At 71.2% G+C, this 16211-nt stretch carries 19 protein-coding genes and 1 pseudogene; 10 read left to right on the top strand and 10 right to left on the bottom strand.

Annotated features, from left to right (window positions below):
- Positions 1-58: 58 nt before the first annotated feature.
- On the top strand, positions 59-823 hold the full coding sequence (locus tag J7W19_RS09155) for a class I SAM-dependent methyltransferase (protein ID WP_004938805.1): 765 nt from the start codon (positions 59-61) through the stop codon (positions 821-823).
- Positions 824-985: 162 nt separating this feature from the next.
- On the opposite strand, the gene J7W19_RS09150 is transcribed toward J7W19_RS09155, so the two are convergent.
- On the bottom strand, positions 986-1444 hold the full coding sequence (locus tag J7W19_RS09150; RefSeq protein WP_004938804.1) for a carboxymuconolactone decarboxylase family protein: 459 nt from the start codon (positions 1442-1444) through the stop codon (positions 986-988).
- An 86-nt stretch (positions 1445-1530) separates the two neighbouring features.
- Between J7W19_RS09150 and J7W19_RS09145 the strand changes: the two genes are divergently transcribed.
- Both J7W19_RS09145 and J7W19_RS09140 read left to right on the top strand, forming a co-directional pair.
- Positions 1531-2406, top strand: a complete 876-nt coding sequence (locus tag J7W19_RS09145) for a sigma-70 family RNA polymerase sigma factor (protein ID WP_004938800.1) — start codon at positions 1531-1533, stop codon at positions 2404-2406.
- Positions 2407-2586: 180 nt separating this feature from the next.
- A complete protein-coding gene (locus J7W19_RS09140) occupies positions 2587-3060 on the top strand; it encodes a GNAT family N-acetyltransferase (RefSeq protein ID WP_004938798.1) in 474 nt (157 codons plus the stop codon).
- A gap of 60 nt (positions 3061-3120) precedes the next feature.
- On the opposite strand, the gene J7W19_RS09135 is transcribed toward J7W19_RS09140, so the two are convergent.
- Together J7W19_RS09135 and J7W19_RS09130 are read right to left on the bottom strand one after the other, a co-directional pair.
- Positions 3121-3339 carry a DUF397 domain-containing protein gene (locus J7W19_RS09135; RefSeq protein ID WP_063825737.1) on the bottom strand — a complete coding sequence of 73 codons (219 nt, stop codon included), beginning with the start codon at positions 3337-3339 and terminating at the stop codon, positions 3121-3123.
- Positions 3340-3417: 78 nt separating this feature from the next.
- Complete coding sequence (locus tag J7W19_RS09130) at positions 3418-4272, bottom strand: helix-turn-helix domain-containing protein (protein WP_004938792.1); 855 nt, start codon at positions 4270-4272, stop codon at positions 3418-3420.
- Positions 4273-4471: 199 nt separating this feature from the next.
- Here J7W19_RS09130 and J7W19_RS09125 point away from each other — a divergent pair, with 199 nt between their 5' ends.
- On the top strand, positions 4472-5311 hold the full coding sequence (locus tag J7W19_RS09125) for an ATP-binding protein (protein ID WP_051072451.1): 840 nt from the start codon (positions 4472-4474) through the stop codon (positions 5309-5311).
- Positions 5284-5538 (top strand): annotated as a pseudogene (locus J7W19_RS33790) (DUF6255 family natural product biosynthesis protein); the annotation flags it as partial. The gene J7W19_RS09125 and the pseudogene J7W19_RS33790, both read left to right, overlap by 28 nt.
- A gap of 56 nt (positions 5539-5594) precedes the next feature.
- Here the strand turns inward: J7W19_RS33790 and J7W19_RS09120 are convergent.
- Entirely contained in the window at positions 5595-6239 is a 645-nt protein-coding gene (locus J7W19_RS09120; RefSeq protein ID WP_004938786.1) for an acyl-CoA-like ligand-binding transcription factor, read from the bottom strand.
- Positions 6240-6319: 80 nt separating this feature from the next.
- Between J7W19_RS09120 and J7W19_RS09115 the strand changes: the two genes are divergently transcribed.
- The gene (locus J7W19_RS09115) at positions 6320-7276 is read left to right on the top strand and encodes an oxidoreductase (RefSeq protein ID WP_004938782.1); all 957 of its coding nucleotides are present in this window, start codon (positions 6320-6322) and stop codon (positions 7274-7276) included.
- A gap of 267 nt (positions 7277-7543) precedes the next feature.
- Positions 7544-8107 carry an HdeD family acid-resistance protein gene (locus J7W19_RS09110; RefSeq protein WP_063825735.1) on the top strand — a complete coding sequence of 188 codons (564 nt, stop codon included), beginning with the start codon at positions 7544-7546 and terminating at the stop codon, positions 8105-8107.
- A 5-nt stretch (positions 8108-8112) separates the two neighbouring features.
- On the opposite strand, the gene J7W19_RS09105 is transcribed toward J7W19_RS09110, so the two are convergent.
- Positions 8113-8586, bottom strand: coding sequence for a hypothetical protein (locus J7W19_RS09105; RefSeq protein WP_004938776.1), 474 nt, complete (start codon positions 8584-8586; stop codon positions 8113-8115).
- 102 nt (positions 8587-8688) lie between these two features.
- The gene (locus J7W19_RS09100; protein ID WP_004938773.1) at positions 8689-9795 is read right to left on the bottom strand and encodes a hypothetical protein; all 1107 of its coding nucleotides are present in this window, start codon (positions 9793-9795) and stop codon (positions 8689-8691) included.
- Between the two features lie 169 nt (positions 9796-9964).
- Between J7W19_RS09100 and J7W19_RS09095 the strand changes: the two genes are divergently transcribed.
- The gene (locus tag J7W19_RS09095; protein WP_040887586.1) at positions 9965-10627 is read left to right on the top strand and encodes a PhzF family phenazine biosynthesis protein; all 663 of its coding nucleotides are present in this window, start codon (positions 9965-9967) and stop codon (positions 10625-10627) included.
- Positions 10628-10849: 222 nt separating this feature from the next.
- Here the strand turns inward: J7W19_RS09095 and J7W19_RS09090 are convergent, their stop codons facing one another.
- Positions 10850-11959 carry a PucR family transcriptional regulator gene (locus J7W19_RS09090; protein ID WP_051072450.1) on the bottom strand — a complete coding sequence of 370 codons (1110 nt, stop codon included), beginning with the start codon at positions 11957-11959 and terminating at the stop codon, positions 10850-10852.
- 495 nt (positions 11960-12454) lie between these two features.
- Between J7W19_RS09090 and J7W19_RS09085 the strand changes: the two genes are divergently transcribed.
- Positions 12455-13024 (top strand): PH domain-containing protein, encoded by a 570-nt coding sequence (locus tag J7W19_RS09085; protein WP_004938762.1) that lies wholly within the window; start codon positions 12455-12457, stop codon positions 13022-13024.
- 32 nt (positions 13025-13056) lie between these two features.
- On the opposite strand, the gene J7W19_RS09080 is transcribed toward J7W19_RS09085, so the two are convergent.
- The 3 genes from J7W19_RS09080 to map all read right to left on the bottom strand — a co-directional run bounded on the left by J7W19_RS09080 (position 13057) and on the right by map (position 15768).
- Positions 13057-13728 carry a biliverdin-producing heme oxygenase gene (locus tag J7W19_RS09080; protein ID WP_004938758.1) on the bottom strand — a complete coding sequence of 224 codons (672 nt, stop codon included), beginning with the start codon at positions 13726-13728 and terminating at the stop codon, positions 13057-13059.
- A gap of 268 nt (positions 13729-13996) precedes the next feature.
- Entirely contained in the window at positions 13997-14362 is a 366-nt protein-coding gene (locus tag J7W19_RS09075) for a beta/gamma crystallin domain-containing protein (RefSeq protein WP_004938756.1), read from the bottom strand.
- 548 nt (positions 14363-14910) lie between these two features.
- Complete coding sequence (gene map, locus J7W19_RS09070; protein WP_004938748.1) at positions 14911-15768, bottom strand: type I methionyl aminopeptidase; 858 nt, start codon at positions 15766-15768, stop codon at positions 14911-14913.
- Between the two features lie 97 nt (positions 15769-15865).
- On the opposite strand from map, the gene J7W19_RS09065 reads away from it, so the two are divergent.
- Positions 15866-16102: a hypothetical protein gene (locus tag J7W19_RS09065; protein ID WP_004938746.1), complete on the top strand. Its 237-nt coding sequence runs from the start codon at positions 15866-15868 to the stop codon at positions 16100-16102.
- Positions 16103-16211 lie beyond the last annotated feature (109 nt).

The raw sequence follows: 16211 nt of genomic DNA, 5'->3' as shown, positions 1-16211 counted from the left end.
CGAACGACGGCCACGTGGACCGGCCACCCGACCCGCCGGGCAGCTTTAAGCTGCGACGATGGAACGCATATCCGATGTGCCCGAGCGCCTCACCCGGTCCGCGGACGCGGCCCGGGTGAACGACTACGACGCTTTCGCCGAGGCGTACTCGGCGGAGAACGAACGCAGCCTCGTCAACGCGTACTACGCCCGGCCCGCGATGCTGGACCTCGCCGGAGACGTGGCCGGCCGCCGGATCCTGGACGCCGGTTGCGGATCCGGCCCGCTGTCCGCGGCACTGCGCGACCGCGGCGCCGTCGTCACCGGAATCGACGCCAGCGCCAAGATGCTGGCGCTGGCCAGGCGACGGCTCGGCGACGACGCGGACCTGCGCCAGGTCGACCTCCGCGACCGACTGCCCTTCGGCGACGGCGCGTTCGATGACGTGGTCTCTTCGCTCGTCCTGCACTACCTGGAGGACTGGGGGCCGACCCTCGCCGAGCTGCGGCGGGTGCTCAGGCCCGGCGGCCGGCTGATCGCTTCGGTGGACCACCCGTTTGTCGCCTACACGATCCGGGAACCCCGGCCCGACTACTTCGCGACCACCAGCTATACCTTCGACTGGACGTTCGGCGGTCGGACCGTCCCGATGAAGTTCTGGCGCAAGCCGCTGCACGCGATGACCGATGCCTTCACCACCGCCGGCTTCCGCCTCTCCACCATCAGCGAGCCGCAGCCCGACCCGGCCGCCCGTGAACTCTTCCCCGACGGTTTCCGCGACCTATCGGCCAAACCCTGCTTCTTGTTCTTCGTCGTCGAGGTGCCCCGTCCGGCAACCGGCTGACGTCCTCAGAGGAGGCCATTTCCAGGGCCGTTGAGAACGCGCGCGTTCTGGTTCGAGCCGACGTGATCTCGGCGGAACTCCTACCAGGGCTTCACGCCCGCCCGGCCTCGTGCGGCTCTTACCCACCGGCGCGGCCTCAGCGGGTAAGAGCCACTGCCGGGCTCAGCCCCAGGTCCTGCCGGCCGGTTCCTTGATGGTGCGGTTGATCCGGTTGAAGAAGTTGGTCAGCGCGATCTCCAGGTTGATGGCGCCGATCTGCTCCTCGGTGAAGTGGGCGTTGGCCTCTTCCCAGATCTCGTCGGTGACGCCCGGCGCGTCGTCCTGGAGTCGGGTGGCGGCCTCGGCCAGCGCCAGTGCCGCGCGTTCCGCGTCGGTGTAGAACGGCGTTTCGCGCCACGCCGCGACGTGGTGCAGCCGCTCGTCGGTGTCACCGGCCTTCTTCCCGCCGGCGACACTGGCGTAGACGCAGGCCGAGCAGCTGTTGATCTGGCTGACGCGCAGATGGACCAGCGCGAGCAGCTTCGGGTCGACGCCTCCGGCGGCGATCGCCTTCTGGAGGTGCTGGAGCGCGGTCCACACATCGGGGTTGTTCGTGTTCTTGTTCTTGAGCCGGTTCTCCATGCGGGGGTGCTCTCCTTCGCCCGGTTACGTCGCGGCGCCTGTGCGCGTCATCCCTATGACGGAGCGGCTTCGACGGAGGTAACACCATGGCCGGCACTCATCCCGCGGACCCGATCGCCGATGCCTTCGAGTCCCACCGTGACCGGCTCCGCGCCGTCGCCTACCGCATGCTCGGATCACATGCCGACGCGGAAGACGTGGTCCAGGAGGCGTGGCTGCGTCTCTCCCGCCAGGACACCGACACCATCGACAACCTCGGCGGCCGGCTGACCACCGTGGTCGGCCGCATCAGCCTCGACGTCCTGCGGTCGGGCCGGACGCGCCCGGAAGTCTCCCTCGACGACCGGCTACCCGAATACACCGTGATGCTCGATGACGCTCCCGCTCCGGACGACCTCACGGCACTCGGGGACTCCGTCGGCCTCGCGCTCCTCACGGTCATCGACTCGCTGCGCCCTGGCGAACGACTGGCGTTCGTGCTGCACGACGTGTTCGCCGTGCCCTTCGCGGAGATCGGCACCATTCTCGGCAAATCCGCCGACGCGACCAAAATGCTCGCCAGCCGCGCCCGCAGGAAGGTGCAGGTGGCCCAGCAGCCGGCGGGCGTCGGACGACAACGACGCGAGGTGGTCCGAGCCTTCCTGGCCGCAGCCCGCGACGGCCGGTTCGAGCAGCTGCTTCAGGTTCTCCACCCCGAGGTGAAGTTCACCGTCCACGCTCCGAACGGCACGTTCGTGACGCTCGGCGCCACCGAAGTCGCCACCCGCGCCCGAGTGGCCGGCAGCGCCGCGCGAGGACATGCGGCGATCGTCAACGGCCGCCCCGGCGTCCTTTCTTGGAGCGCGGACGGCACCCCGCTTTCCCTCCTCGTCTTCACCGTCGCCGACGGCCGCATCACCGAGATCACCGCCGTGGTCGACCCGGCCGAACTCGCGCTCATGGACCTGCCGGGCCCGGCGTGAGTCCGCTGGGTGGTCAAGTCGGCCCCGTCCGCCCTCGCGGACGCGCGGCGGGCGGGAAGCGGTCCTGCGGCGTGTGTGTCGTGTGGCGTGCGGCGTGCGTGTGCGGTTGGTGCCGCGACCGGCGGCGTTCACCGGGTTCGGCCACTGGATCGAGCCGCTGCCGCCTTGTAGGTTCCCGACGTGAGTGATGACGGCAGGACGCGGATCCGACGCGCGGTCGAGGCCGACGCGGCGGCGATCGCGCACGTCCACCTGACCTCCCGCTCGGTGACCATGCCGTACCTGCCTCCGCAGAAGCGCGGGCACGAAGAGGTGACCCGGTGGTTCCGTGACGTCGTGCTCAAGCGATGCCGCATCTGGGTCGCCGTGCGCGATGCGGAGGTCGTCGGCTACGCGGCCCTCGACGGTAACGTGCTCGAACACCTCTATCTGCGGCCGGAATTCCGGCGGCTGGGAATCGGCACGCTGCTGCTCGACGAGGTCAGGCGGCACAGTCCCGACGGGGTGTCCCTGCACGTCTTCCAGCAGAACGCCGACGCCCGCGCGTTCTACGAGCGCCACGGTTTCACCGTCTTCGACACCACCGACGGCGAGCGCAACATGGAGCACTTGCCCGATATGACGCTTCGCTGGGCCCCGGGCCGCTCGCGCTAAGCGGCGGCTCTCGCGCGAGCAGGCGTGTTCGGGGCCCGGCCCAGGCCAGGGGTCATCCGGTCAGATCCCGTCGCCCGACAGGGCGTTCAGGAATGCTTGCCACGCAGGGGCGGGGAAGGTGAGGGTGGTTTTGCGGGCGGGGTCCTTGGTGTCGCGGACGGCCCGCCGGCCCAGGGGGTGCACACCGAATTCGACGCAGTTGTTGTCCCTGCCGGTGTAAGTGCTCGTGCGCCATGGGCCCGACTGAGGGGGGCAACTCCAGGCTTGTGGGTCAGTCACCGATATCTCCTCGGCTATCGAAGCGTGTCGCGGAGGCGCCAGACGCGGGTGTGGGTGTGGGTGGGGAGGATGGGTCGGTCATCTCTGGTATTCCTCGATGAGTCCTTGGATGAATTTCCGGGACGCCGACGGCGACATGGCCGCTGCTGTCAGCTCCTCCCATGCCTGCGTGTACTCCTTGACGGATTCCTTCTGTTCCAGCAGCGTTCCGCTTTCCAGGTGCTCTAGCCATACGACGTTTATGGATTTCGTCCCGCGCAGGGTATAGAGACCAAAGGGGACGTACTGGTTCAACGGCAGCCTCACCTTGAGTGGCAATACTTGGATCGTCACGTTGGGGCGGATCGACACCTCATCGAGGTGCGTCAGTTGCTCCACGGCCACAGCTCGGCCTCCGGGCATTCGATGCAAGGCCGGCTCGTCGATTACGGCTCGCAGCCGGAAGCCCAAGTGGTCGTCGAGGAGTCTTTTGCGCGCCAGTCGGGCTTCGATGAGTGCCTCCGCACGTTCCTTGGGTAGTGCAGGAAAGAAGATCTCTCGCATGTACCCCTCGCTTTGGAGGAGGCCCGGAACGAGCAGGTGCTCGTACTCCCTGATGAGAGATGAATCCGATTCCAGGGTGAGGTAGTCCCGGAGGGTGTCGTGGATCAACGGTCCCTGAGCGGTCCACCAGTCGACCTTGTAGACGTCGCGTGCCAACTGTTTGATCCGCTCACGGAACTTGTCGTCGGTGACGCCGTACAAGTCGAGCAGTGCACACAGGTCCGCAGGGCGGATACCTCGTTCGCCGTTCTCGATTTTTGAGATCTTGGGCTGCCCGCAGCCGAGGTGCTCGGCCACTTGTGCGGCGCTGAGTTTGCTGGCCTTCCTGAGGTCGCGGAGCTCGTTGCCGAGCCGCCTGCTCCTCATCGTGGGCATGCTCCTCTGATCCATGACTGCATGATGGCCCATCCCCGGGCAGCTTCAGCCTGGCATATGCCAAGTTTCGCTGGGACTTTATTCCTCGCCCGGCCAAGGTTGCCCCATGGCCACCGGCCGGTCCACTATGGCACCGATCACACAGCGCACACGCGGCGTGACCCGAAGTCCGCCCCTGTCCTGGTGCGTTGCGCTGCCCGCGCTTGGAGCTGCGATGACCCTCCCTGTGCACGACCTGAAGTGCGAGATGTCGCTCGCCCTCGTCCCCACCCCGACCAAGCTGCCGCAGGTACGCAGCTTTGTGCGGCTGCAACTGCGCTGGTGGGGGCTGGCGGAGGACGTCGTGGACGACGGCCTCGTGGTCGTCGGCGAGTTGCTGGCGAACGTGGTGAAGCACGTGGGGGAGGGGGAGTGCGGGCTGAGCCTGCGCGTGCGGGACGGGGTGCTGCACATCAGGGTGCGGGACGGGTCCTCCGCGTTGCCCGCCGTCAAGTGGCCTGTGGCGCACGGGGTGCTGGAGTGCGAGGAGGGGCGGGGGTTGCTGATCATCGATCGGCTCACCGGTGGGGCGTGGAGTGCGGAGCGGTCACCCGGCGGGGGGAAGGTCGTCACCTGCCGGTTGCCGCTGGGCGGGCGGCGGGCCCCGGTCGTCGAGCGGCCCGCGCCGCCGTCGCACTGGCACGCCTTCTACTGGGCCGGGGGCGAAAACCCGACGCGCGACGAGGAGACCGATCCCGACTGCCCCAAGCCGCCCGCGATCAACGCCGCCTCCGCCGCCTGGGTGCGCAAACCCGCCTCCCTGCACGTCGGCCGACTCGCCGACACCGACGCCTGCCTCGCCTGGCTGGACGCGCGGCTCACCGCCGAACCGCCCGTGGCGCGGGTGCCGGCGCCGTCGCTCGTCGGGTACGCGCGGGGGGAACTCGACCACGGTGAACGCAAGGTGCCGTTGCAGTGGTCGACCGCCGACGGACGGATCGTCCGGCTCATGCTGCTCGCCTGCCCCAGCCGTAGCCGCGCCTTCCGGTGCCCGGGCCCGCAGGTCGCGAAGTGAAGGGGGGCGGGGACGTGAAGCGAACCGTCGGGCGACTCGTCGGGCACTGCCGTCACCTCGACGGATGGGAATCGGCAGGTGGCGAGGAGCGCTGCCGCACGTGCGGGACGCGCCGGTTCACCGACTACGGCGCCCTGCGCCCCCGCGAGCTGCCGCCCGTCGTACAGCCCTCACCCGAGGACGCCGCGCGGGCGGACCGTGCCGCCGCCACCGTCGTGGCCCGCACCATCCGTCACCTCAGCCGCTGGGGGCGCAGCAGCGCCGAGTTCTGGCTGCCTGCCGCTCAGCCCACGGTGTCGAGGGCCGGGGTGATCACTGCGAACGCCCGGTCGAGGAGGTCGGCGGGGTCCTCGGCGCCTTCGCTGTCGCTCCAGCGCCGGAGGACGGCGTCGAAAGCGGTGAGGGCCATTCCGGCGGCCATGCGCGGATAGAGGTCGGACTCGGGGTCGAGGCCGTGGCGGCGGCCGAGTTCGGCGGCGAGGTGCTCGCGCCACTCGGCCTGCCGCTCCAGGAAGCGGGCCAGCAGTGCGGGGGTGCGCAGGATCAACTGCACCACGCGCAGCGCCCGTTCCGAGTGGCCCGCGCAGGCGGCCACCGGCACCCAGACGGCGTGGCGGAGGGCCGTGGACGGCGGCTCGTCGGCCGGACGGGCCGTGAGTTCGGCGTGGATGCCGGTACCCATGTCGGCGAGGAAGCGGACGACGACGTCCTCCTTCGACGCGAAGTAGCGGAAGAACGTGCGCTTCGAGACACCGGCGGCGGCCCCGATCTCGTCCACCGTCACCGCGTCGAACCCCTTGGCGGCGAGCAACTGCAGTGCCGCCTCCGACAGTTCGTCCGAGACGAGCCGGCGTTTGCGCTCGGCGAGGCTGGGGCCGGGGGCGGTGGCGGGAGCCGCGGGCGCGGGGCGGGGGCGGGAGGTCACCACGCCATCGTACGGCGTCGTGCCATGCGTGGAACCAAGCGACATGCTTGACACCGAGTGACATGAGCGGCAGCGTGTGTCACATGACCAAGGAACAGCGGCGGCAGTGGACCGCCGACCGGATCCCGGACCTCGACGGCCGGGTGTTCGTCGTCACCGGAGCCAACGGCGGGCTCGGTCTCGCCACCGTCCGGGCGCTCGTGCGCCGGGGCGGGCACGTGATCCTGGCGGTGCGGGACGTGGAGAAGGGGCGACGGGCGGCCATGGACGCGACCGCCGGGCGACGGCCCGGAGGCGTACGGCCCGAGGTGCGCCGCCTGGACCTGGCCGACCCCGACTCGGTCCGCGCCTTCGCCGACGGGGTGCGGGCCGACCACGACCGGCTCGACGTCCTCGTCAACAACGCGGGCGTGATGGCGGTGCCGCGCTCGCTCACCCCGTACGGCCACGAGTCGCAGTTCGCCTGCAACCACCTCGGCCACTTCGCGCTCACCGGACTGCTGCTCGACCTGTTGGCCGCCGGGCGCGACCCGCGCGTCGTCACCGTCAGCTCGGTCAACCACCGCAAGGCGGGACTGGGTCTGGACTTCGACGACCTCGCCGACGAGCGCCGGTACTCACCGATGGGCGCCTACAACCGGTCGAAGTTCGCCAACGCGGTCTTCGGGTGCGAGCTGCACCGCCGGCTGACCGAGGCCGGGAGCCCGGTGCGCAGCCTGCTCGCGCACCCCGGGTACACGGCCACCGGCCTCCAGATGAAGTCGTCGAGCGCCGCGCAGCGCCTGCTCCTCGGCCGCGTCGGCAACGCGCTCCTCGCCCAGGCGCCCGAGCGGGGCGCTCTGCCCCAGCTCTACGCCGCCACCGAACCCGGGTTGGCGGGCGGCCTGTTCATCGGCCCGTCGGGCAAGGGCGAACTGCGCGGCGCCCCGACGGAGGTCGAACTCGCCCCGGCCGCCGCCGACCCCGCCACCGGTCGCCGACTGTGGGAGCTGTCGGAGGAGGCGACGGGGGTGCGGTACGCGTTCCCGGCCCCGGTGTGAGCCGCCTGCGGGCCGGCGCCCGTGCGCGCCTATGCGCCCGTGCACGTCCATGCGCCCGTGCGCCCGTGCGCGCCGCCGCCCGGCTGGACGCGGGCTCGTCCGCTCGCCCCCCCGGGCCGTGCCCTGGGTGGCCGGGGCGGCCGTCTGGTCGCGCGCCGGGGTGGCATTGTCATCGGCGCCGTCGGTACAGGCCACTCGGCTCGACCGTTCGGGGGGAGTGTCACTCCTGCGGGTGCACCAACGGGCATAGAAGCCGAATATGCACTTATGACTGGTTCCGAAGTCCCGCGTATCACCCGCGACCTGCAGAGACTTGGCAAAGCGGCGTGGGTGTCCCTACTGGTGCTGGGCCTGGCCGCCCTCGCGGTCGGCGTGCTGACGCTGGCCTGGCCGCACAAGACACTCATGGCGGTGGGCGTGCTGTTCGGCATCTTTCTCGTGCTCAGCGGCGTCATGGAGATCATCACGGCGTTCGGTACGTTCGTCTCCACCGGCATGCGTGTCCTCTACCTCGTCGCCGGTGCGTTGTCGATCATGCTCGGTCTGTTCTGCTTCCGGAACACGCTGCGCGGTTCCGTACTGCTGCTGAGCCTGTGGATCGGCATCGGCCTGGTGCTGTACGGCATCGCGACGGCGGTGAGCAGCGCCGAACTCGCCAACGGCTGGGGCATCTTCCTCGGCGTCCTGGCGGCCGTCGGCGGTGGCATCGTCATCGCCTGGCCGCTCTCCGCGATCACCACGCTCGCCGTGTTCACGGGCATTTGGCTGATCGTGGTCGGCGTGGTGGAAGTGATGCACGCGCTGACCTTGAAACGTCTTCTCTCCAGCTGATCGTTTCAGAGTGAGTCGAGCTGCGGGTCTCTGCTCGGACGCCACCGGATCCAGTAGTCGAGTCCCTCGGCCCGGTAGCGGGTGCCGGCGGCGAACCGTAGCTCGCCCGTGAGTCGCCTTGCGTCGTTCGGCGGTCGGCGGTGGGGTGCCAGCAGGAGTTCCAACTCGTCGTAGCGGGAGTCGATGCCGCCGTGGCCCGGATGGGTTTCCGGGCCGACCTCGCCGGCCTCGTGGCGCTCGTTCCACCTGGCGAAGATCGCCCACCGCTCGCGTTCCAGCTTCACCGCGGCCTCGCTCGCGGGCCAGACCTGGTACTCGTCGGCTTCGCCGGTGTGGTCGTAGTCGTGGTTCTCGAAGTAGTGAGGCTTCCCGTCGATGTCGGCCAGGCCGGCGCGCGGGCCGTCGTACCACTCCGACTCGCAGTGCACGCGCTCGAAACCGTCCGTGATCAGTTGCTCTTCGGTCCAGGTCTCAGCCATACGGGCAGGCTACCGGCGAGCGGCTCCGCGTCCGTGGTCAGGATCTACGGGTGGAGTACCAGGGGCTGTCCCGTCGGTCGGATGCGACTCGTCGGGCAGCCCTCAGGACCGCGTCGCCCTCCTGCACCCGTCCTTGGAGGGCTCGCCCCGTCCGATCGGCGTGCTGCGGTCGTACGGGTCGACCTCCGTGCCGGCTCTGTCCGCCCGGTGGTCCGTGCCGAAGGGCGGGGTGAAGTAGCCCGTGAGGGCGCCGCAGCCGCCGTTGGTCATGTCGTACTTGTACGAGACGACCGAGAACGTGCCCGGCTCGGTGCTGACCTTGGCGGGGTCGTCCCAGCTGAGGACCAGCTCGCGCCGGACGATCGTGCGCACTATCTCGCCGTCGCGGGCGTCGTCGCCGCCCGTGTCCGCGCGGGCGGCCGGGTAGACGAAGGTGACGTCGGCGGTCACCTGGAGCGCGCCGCGCTCGCCCTCCCGGTAGGTGAGCCGGCCCCGGGTCTTCACGACGTCGCCGACCAGGCGGGTGCGGGAGGGCTGGAAGCGGCTGAAGAGGAGGAGGGGGTCGCTCTTCTCGTCGGGGGTTCGGAAAGCGGTGCCCAGGAGGTCCTGGACGTCCTTCTGATGCGGGTTGACCAGCGCGATCGCCTTCTCGGGGCGCTCGCCCCGCAGCACCCCGCGGTCCAGGTTGGACGCGACGAGGAAGTCCCGGCTGCGGGCGAGGGCCTGCTCGACCTCGGCCGCGCTCATCCAGCCGACCGCCCCGGCCTTCGGCACGGTGATGCCCGCCGCTCCGTCCGCCCAGCTCGCCGCGGGCGAACCGCGGAACGGCCGGTCCATGGTGGGGCGTTGGGCCGGACCCGCAGGGGGTGCCTGGTCCGGTCGGCCGGTCTCGGCCGCCGACGGTGCGGAGTCGGTGCCGGTGAACAGGTCCACTATCCGCCCCGGCGCGATCGCCACCGCCAGCAGCGCCAGCGAGGCCAGCAGCCCGGCCACGTACCAGCCCGTGCGCCGCTTGGGCCGCGCGGGCGTGTAGGCGCGCCAGCCGTCCGGGGCGGGGCCGGGCTCCGCGGCCAGCCGCTTCGCCACGTCGCGGGCCCGCGCCGACGGCTCCTTGGGGGCGTCGGCGACACCCGCCACCGACTCGCGCAGGAACCGCTCCCACTCCTCGTCGGACCTGGACGAGCTGTCCGGCTCCGTACCCGCACCCATCCCAACCCCCCGCCGATCAACAGTCCGCGGTCCACCTTCCCCGGACCCGTTCGCATCCTGTCACAGGGCACTGACAGTGAGGCCGGACGGGCGGGGGAGGGCGGGCGGGCCCGTGATGGTATGTGTCTCCCGCCGTTCCGGCGGACCCGTGCTGCTGTTGAATGACGAGATGATCCACATCCACATACTCAGCGTGTTCCGCGGCGCCGACGGCCGGGGCGGGAACCCGCTCGGCGTCGTCCTGGACGGCGCGTCCGTCCCCGGCCCGGAGCGGCGGTCGGCGCTCGCCGCCGAACTCGGTTTCAGCGAGACGGTGTTCGTCGACGACGCGGAGCGCGGGACCGTCGACATCTGGACGCCCAGCGTCCGGTTGCCGTTCGCCGGACATCCGCTCATCGGCGTCGCCTCGCTGCTCACGGAAGCGGACGTGCTGCGTCCGCCCGCCGGAGAGGTGCCGGTGCGGCGCGACGGGGACGTCATCCGGATCGCGGGGCGGGCGGAGTGGGCGTCCGGGCGGCGCATGGAGCGCTACGGCTCCGTGGCGGAGGTCGACGCGCTGCCCGCGCCGCCGCCCGGGGAGGGCTGGCTGTACGCCTGGGCCTGGGAGGACGAGGCGGCCGGCCGGGTCCGCGCCCGGGCCTTCCCGCGCCGTGGCGACGCCATCGCCGAGGACGAGGCGACGGGCGCCGCCGCCCTCGTCCTCACCGCCGAACTCGGCCGCGCCCTGGACATCCGGCAGGGCGTCGGCTCGCGCATCGTCACGCGCCCGCTGCCGGACGGGACGATCGAGGTCGGCGGGCGGGCGGAGGTGGTGGGGGAGCGGGTGATGTGACCGCGCGCGGGGGAGGGGTGGCGTGGGCCCGGGTGGGCCGGTGGCGTGGGCCCGGCCGGGCCGGCGGCCCGGGCCCGGCCGGGGCGCCGCGTCGGCGGCCGGTGCCGTGCCGCCGGCCCGGACGCGTCGTCCGACCGCTCGGGGATGCGGTGTCCGCGTCGACGTCCCACAGCGCGGTGACATCGGTACGCCGCCGCCTTCTTCCCACTGCGGCGGCTCCGCTCAGACCTCCTGGGCCGGCCAGCCCAGCAGCCGGGCCCCGATGACCGCCGTCTGGAGCGTGTAGCGGTGCAGAGGGTCGGCCGGGTCGGTGCCCGTGTAGCGGTGGATGCGCTCCAGGCGGTAGGTGAGGGCGCGCACGCTCAGGGAGAGGCGCCGGGCTGCCTCGGCGGCCGTACAGCCCGCCTCGAAATAGGCGTTCAGCGTCTCCAGCAGCGGCTCGGCCCCGCCCCGGGCCTGCCGGAGCGGCCCGAGGGTGGACCGGACGAGATCGGCCAGCGCCTGCCGGTCGCGGGTGAGGACCGGGAAGACCAGCAGGTCTTCGGCACGCAGTACGGGCGCGGCCAGCGCCATCCGCTCCGCCAGGTCGAGGGCGTTGAGCGCCTCCTCGTAGGAGCGGGCGACGCCGCCCGGGCCCGGCTGGGGGCGGCCGACGGCTACCCGGCCCCGGCCGCCCGTCGCCTCCAGGACGCGCTCGGCGAAGAAGTCCAGCAGCTCGTGCCCGTCGCCCGGGGCCACGCAGACCAGTCGGCCGGACTTGGTCGCCAGCAGGACGCGGCGTTCGTCGAAGCGCGCGCCGAGAGCGGCCTCCACCTGCCGCGCGGTGCGGTGCAGGTCGCCGAACGGCTCGGGGCCGGCCGCCACCGCGACCGCCTGGGTGTGGGCGAGGCGCAGCCCGACGTGCTCGGCGCGCTCCGCGAGCCGCCCGAGGTTGCCGCGCCCGTGCAGCAGGTCGTCGATGAACTCCCGGCGCGCCGCCTCTTCTTGGCGTACGGCGAGGCGCCGCGCCCGCTCGTAGCCGTCGGCGAACGCGTCGACGGCTTGTTCCGCCGCCGCGAGGACGCCGTCCAGGACGGTCCGCGCGTCACGGCTTCCCGTGGCGAGGGGGAGGGCGGACGTGAGGGCGCGGGTGGCGGAGAGGTGCGCGCCGATCAGCGTCCGCAACCCGTACGGGCTGCGCGCGGCGCGTTCCCCGAGCGCGCGCCGGGAGTCCAGTTCCTCCCGGCAGAGCCGGCGGCCGGTGGCCGAGGCGTCGAGGACGATGTCGGCGTAGCCCGTCACGTAGTGGTCGGGCGATTCCTCCCGTGTGCCGGGTGATGCCTCCCGTGTCACGTACCCTCCCGCTTTCTTGGCGCGCCCCTGACGATTCCTTGACGCGCCCGGTCGAGGGATCAGGGTGACAGACGCTCCGCGGGATCCTGACGGCCCGGTCCCGGAACGCCGGGCTCCGTCGGAGTGGGGGTGGGTGCGGCAGGGAACGGGGCCCGAAGATTGCCGGGTTCCGGCAGTGCGCTTCGGCATCGTCGCAGGTCATCATCGGCGCGGGGGGAAACGGGGGTGGCCCTGGTGCCCGGTCCCGGCAATGAGCCGGGACCGGGCACCAGGGCCCGGCTTCCGGCCCCCGCCCGCTTCACCGCCCCGCTGTCACCGACCGGGCGGGCACGGGAGGAAACACCAGAGCGCGACCGCGCTCACGCACGACCGCAAGAAAGAAGTGCTCATGTACGTCTCCGGCCTCGGCTGTTCATCCGCGCGCGCTCGTCAGGGAGGACGTTCCCGGCCCCGGCGCTCTCCGAGCCCGTGGAATCGGGACGGGGTGGACGCGCGGTGAACGAACTGGTCTTTCGGGGCAAGGACCGGTACCGCCCCACCGGCACGCGGTTGGTGTTCATCGTGCTGATCCTGACGGGCGAACTCGCCCTCGCGTACAAGAAGCTGGGCCCGGTGGGCTTCCGCTGGATGCTCGCCATGACCGCCGCGCTCCTTGTCGTCGGGGTCTTCGTCACGGCCCGCTGCCAGACGGTGGTCGGCGCGGCCGGCATCACCACCCGCTGGGGTTTCGGACGCGGCCGGACCTACCCCTGGCACGAGATCCGGTGGATCGACGTGCGCGAGACCGGGAAGGGGGCGGAGAAGTCGACCACGGTCCGGATCACGCTGGGGGACGGCCGGCGCCGCTCCCTGCCCGCACTCCAGCACAGCTACCTCTACCCGGCCCCCGACTTCGACGTGGCCTACCGACAGGTCGTCAACTGGTGGGAGTTCTCCACGAGTCCGGCTGACCGGTTCCGGCCGCCACTGCGGAAGCGGGACCGGGTGTCGCCCACGATGGCGGGGGTCCTGCTGGGCATCGTGATCATACTTGTCACAGGGGTCGTCGCCTTCCTCCAAGTCTGAGGCCGCCCGCCGGAGGCCGTGCCTCGTTCAGCTCACGCGCTCAGCGGGAACTCCTCGCCGAGCTGCCGGAACACCGCCGTGTTGAACGCGAAGGCGCGCTTGCACTCCGCGACGACCTGCTGCTTCTCCAGGTCGTCGAGCGGCAGTGCGTCGAGGAGTTCGCGGTAGTGGCGCTTGAAGGCCGTGGGGCTGCCGATGCCGTCGAAGACGTAGAAGCGGACGCCGTCGCCCTTGCGGTCGAAGCCCCAGTTCTTCTCGGCGGTGCCGCGGATGACCTGGCCGCCGGAGAGGTCGCCGAGGTAGCGGGTGTAGTGGTGGGCGACGTAGCCGGCGGGCCAGTCGCGGGCGCACTCCTCGATGCGGGCGGCGTACGCCTCGGTGGCGGGCAGGGGCGTCAGGCCCGTACGCCAGCCGGGGCCGCCCAGGTGCGCGAGGTCGCGCTCCAGGCATGCGGTGCGGGCCAGTTCGGGGCGGATGAAGGGGCCCGCGACGGGGTCGTCGGCGAGGGCCGGGGCGGCGGCCTCCAGGGCCCGGTAGACGAACCAGAGCTGCTCGGTGTAGCGGCGGTAGGCGGTGACGCCGAGCCGGCCGCCGAGCAGGTCGCTCATGAACGACGAGTTCTCGGCCTCGGTGTGCTGGGAGTGCGAGGCGGTGCGGATCAGCGTCGAGAACGGGGTGAGCGGGTTCGTGTCGGGCGAGTCCACGGCGGACCTCCGGTGACGAGGGGACGGGAGCGACGGGCGAGCGACGGACAACCGGTCCACGAGGACACCGAAGCGTCCCCTGAGTCGATTGTCCGTGGTTAGGCTTGCCTAAGTCAATCGTTTTGCCGACGCGCTGTCGGGAAGACGATACCGCCGTGGCCGCTCCCATGACAGGGATCCGATGGCGGCCGGCCACCGGATCCCTGTCGCCTCATCCGACCGTCGGCTCGCATCGGCGACTCACGTCACCGACTCGAACCGCCGGGCGTCAGTGAATCTTGATCCAGAGGATCTTGTGGAGGTAGGGCTGACCCGGGTTCCACTGGCTCCACTTGCCGAGGGTGACGGTCTCGATCCGCGGGTCGCTCTCATTCCGCTGGAACTGGAAGGTCACGCTGTTGTTCCCGGACTCCACCCAGTTGACGCCGTAAATGGCGACGGGCATCTCGCCGGCATTGGCGAAGCAAAGCGTGTCGCGGCCGTTGTTGTTGTGTATTTCCAGGTAGTCGTTCTGGTTGCAGTTCGTGCGGTTGATCGGGGCGGCGGCGGCCGCGTCGGTGGCGGCCACGGCCGGCAGGGCGGTGGCGGCCAGCGCGGCCACGGCCGCCGCGGCCACGCCAAGGGAACGACCCATGGGGAACTTCATTCTCTTTCCCTCTCTTCATGGTGGGGTGGGCGTCACCACCGTCGCACGCGCCACAAGCTCCCCGAAAGCAGCCTTCCCGGCCAATTTCCTATGCCATCGATATGGCTGCGAAAAGAGCCGACGTGCAATATGTGAATTCTTGGCCGCGCGAAAGAGGGCGGCGCGGAATTCCGGCCACTCGCCCGGAGGCCGAAAGTCGCGACGTATGGGGGCCCGTTCGCGGGCCCGTTTGTGGGAGAGGTCACGTTTCCCGTCGCCGTCGGCGTGCCAGAGGGCGGCCTGCCGGGTGGAGGAGGTCTCCCCGGGACGTGCCGTGTCCGCCTGTCCCGCGTCCTTCCGGCTGGTGGACCCCACAGAACCGGCCAGCGGGAGCGGTTAGTTAAATGGCCGATACATGAAGAAGTGGATCGTGCGTGGGGCGCGGGAACGGCGCCGACGACCGGCGGTCCGCCCTCTCGCCGAAGCGCGCCCCCCGGTACCGCAGGCCCCGCGCGCGGCCGGAAAGACACCCCCGGCCGTGCGCGGGGCCGGGACGGCTACGGCAGCGTCAGGATCTCCGCGCCCGTGTCCGTCACCACCAGGGTGTGCTCGAACTGCGCCGTCCGCTTCCGGTCCTTGGTGACGACCGTCCAGCCGTCGTCCCACATGTCGTACTCGTACGTGCCCAGCGTCAGCATCGGCTCGATGGTGAACGTCATCCCCGGCTGGATCAGGGTGTCGTGGTGCGGGCTGTCGTAGTGCGGGACGATCAGGCCGGAGTGGAAGGACGAGTTGATGCCGTGGCCGGTGAAGTCCCGGACCACGCCGTAGCCGAAGCGCTTGGCGTAGGACTCGATGACGCGGCCGATGACGTTGATGCGGCGGCCCGGCTTGACCGCCTTGATCGCCCGGTTCAGCGCCTCCCGGGTGCGCTCCACCAGCAGGCGCGACTCCTCGTCCACGTCGCCGCAGAGGTACGTCGCGTTGTTGTCGCCGTGCACGCCGCCGATGTAGGCCGTCACGTCGAGGTTGACGATGTCGCCGTCGCGCAGCACGGTCGAGTCCGGGATGCCGTGGCAGATGACCTCGTTGACCGAGGAGCAGAGGGACTTGGGGAAACCGCGGTAGCCGAGCGTCGAGGGGTAGGCGCCGTGGTCGCACATGAACTCGTGCGCGACCCGGTCGAGCTCGTCGGTGGTCACACCGGGCGCGATGTGCTTGGCAGCCTCCTCCATCGCCTGCGCGGCGATGCGGCCCGCGATCCGCATCCGCTCGATCGTTTCGGCGTCCTGGACCTCGGGGCCGGAGTACGGGGTGGGCGCTTCCTTGCCGACGTACTCGGGGCGCGGGATCGACGCGGGTACGGGGCGGGCGGGAGAGAGTTTCCCGGGGACGAGAAGTGACTGGCCAGACATGCCTGCGAGTGTAGTCACGGCCGGTCGGGGAGCATGGGGGCGAGAGGTCGCGCGGACCGGCGAAGGAACCGGCGAGGGAACCGGCGAAGGAGGAGACATGGCGCTGTTCAAGAAGCGCCCGGCGGGCAAACCGGGCGAGTGGTACTACTGCCTCAAACACGGCACGGTCGAGGAGGGTCCGCAGTGCCGCGCCGCCGACCGCTTCGGCCCCTACGCCACCCGCGAGGAGGCGGCCCACGCCATGGAGACGGCACGGGAGCGCGAGGAGGAGTGGCGCCAGGACCCGCGCTGGAACGACGGGGAGCGGGGCGGGGGTGCGGGCGGGGAGGGGTGACGGTTCGCGGGTGAGCGGCGGCTCGGCGGGGGCGGCGGTCGCTTCTCGCATCTCGAACCAGCCGCTGCTCCCGGGTGGGCTGCCGCTCCGCGAACGGGCCGCCGTTCCC

It is taken from the genome of Streptomyces mobaraensis NBRC 13819 = DSM 40847 (assembly GCF_017916255.1).
Lineage (GTDB): Bacteria > Actinomycetota > Actinomycetes > Streptomycetales > Streptomycetaceae > Streptomyces > Streptomyces mobaraensis.
Note: the sequence above shows the minus strand (reverse complement) of the source record. Positions and strands in the feature narration are given on the sequence as shown.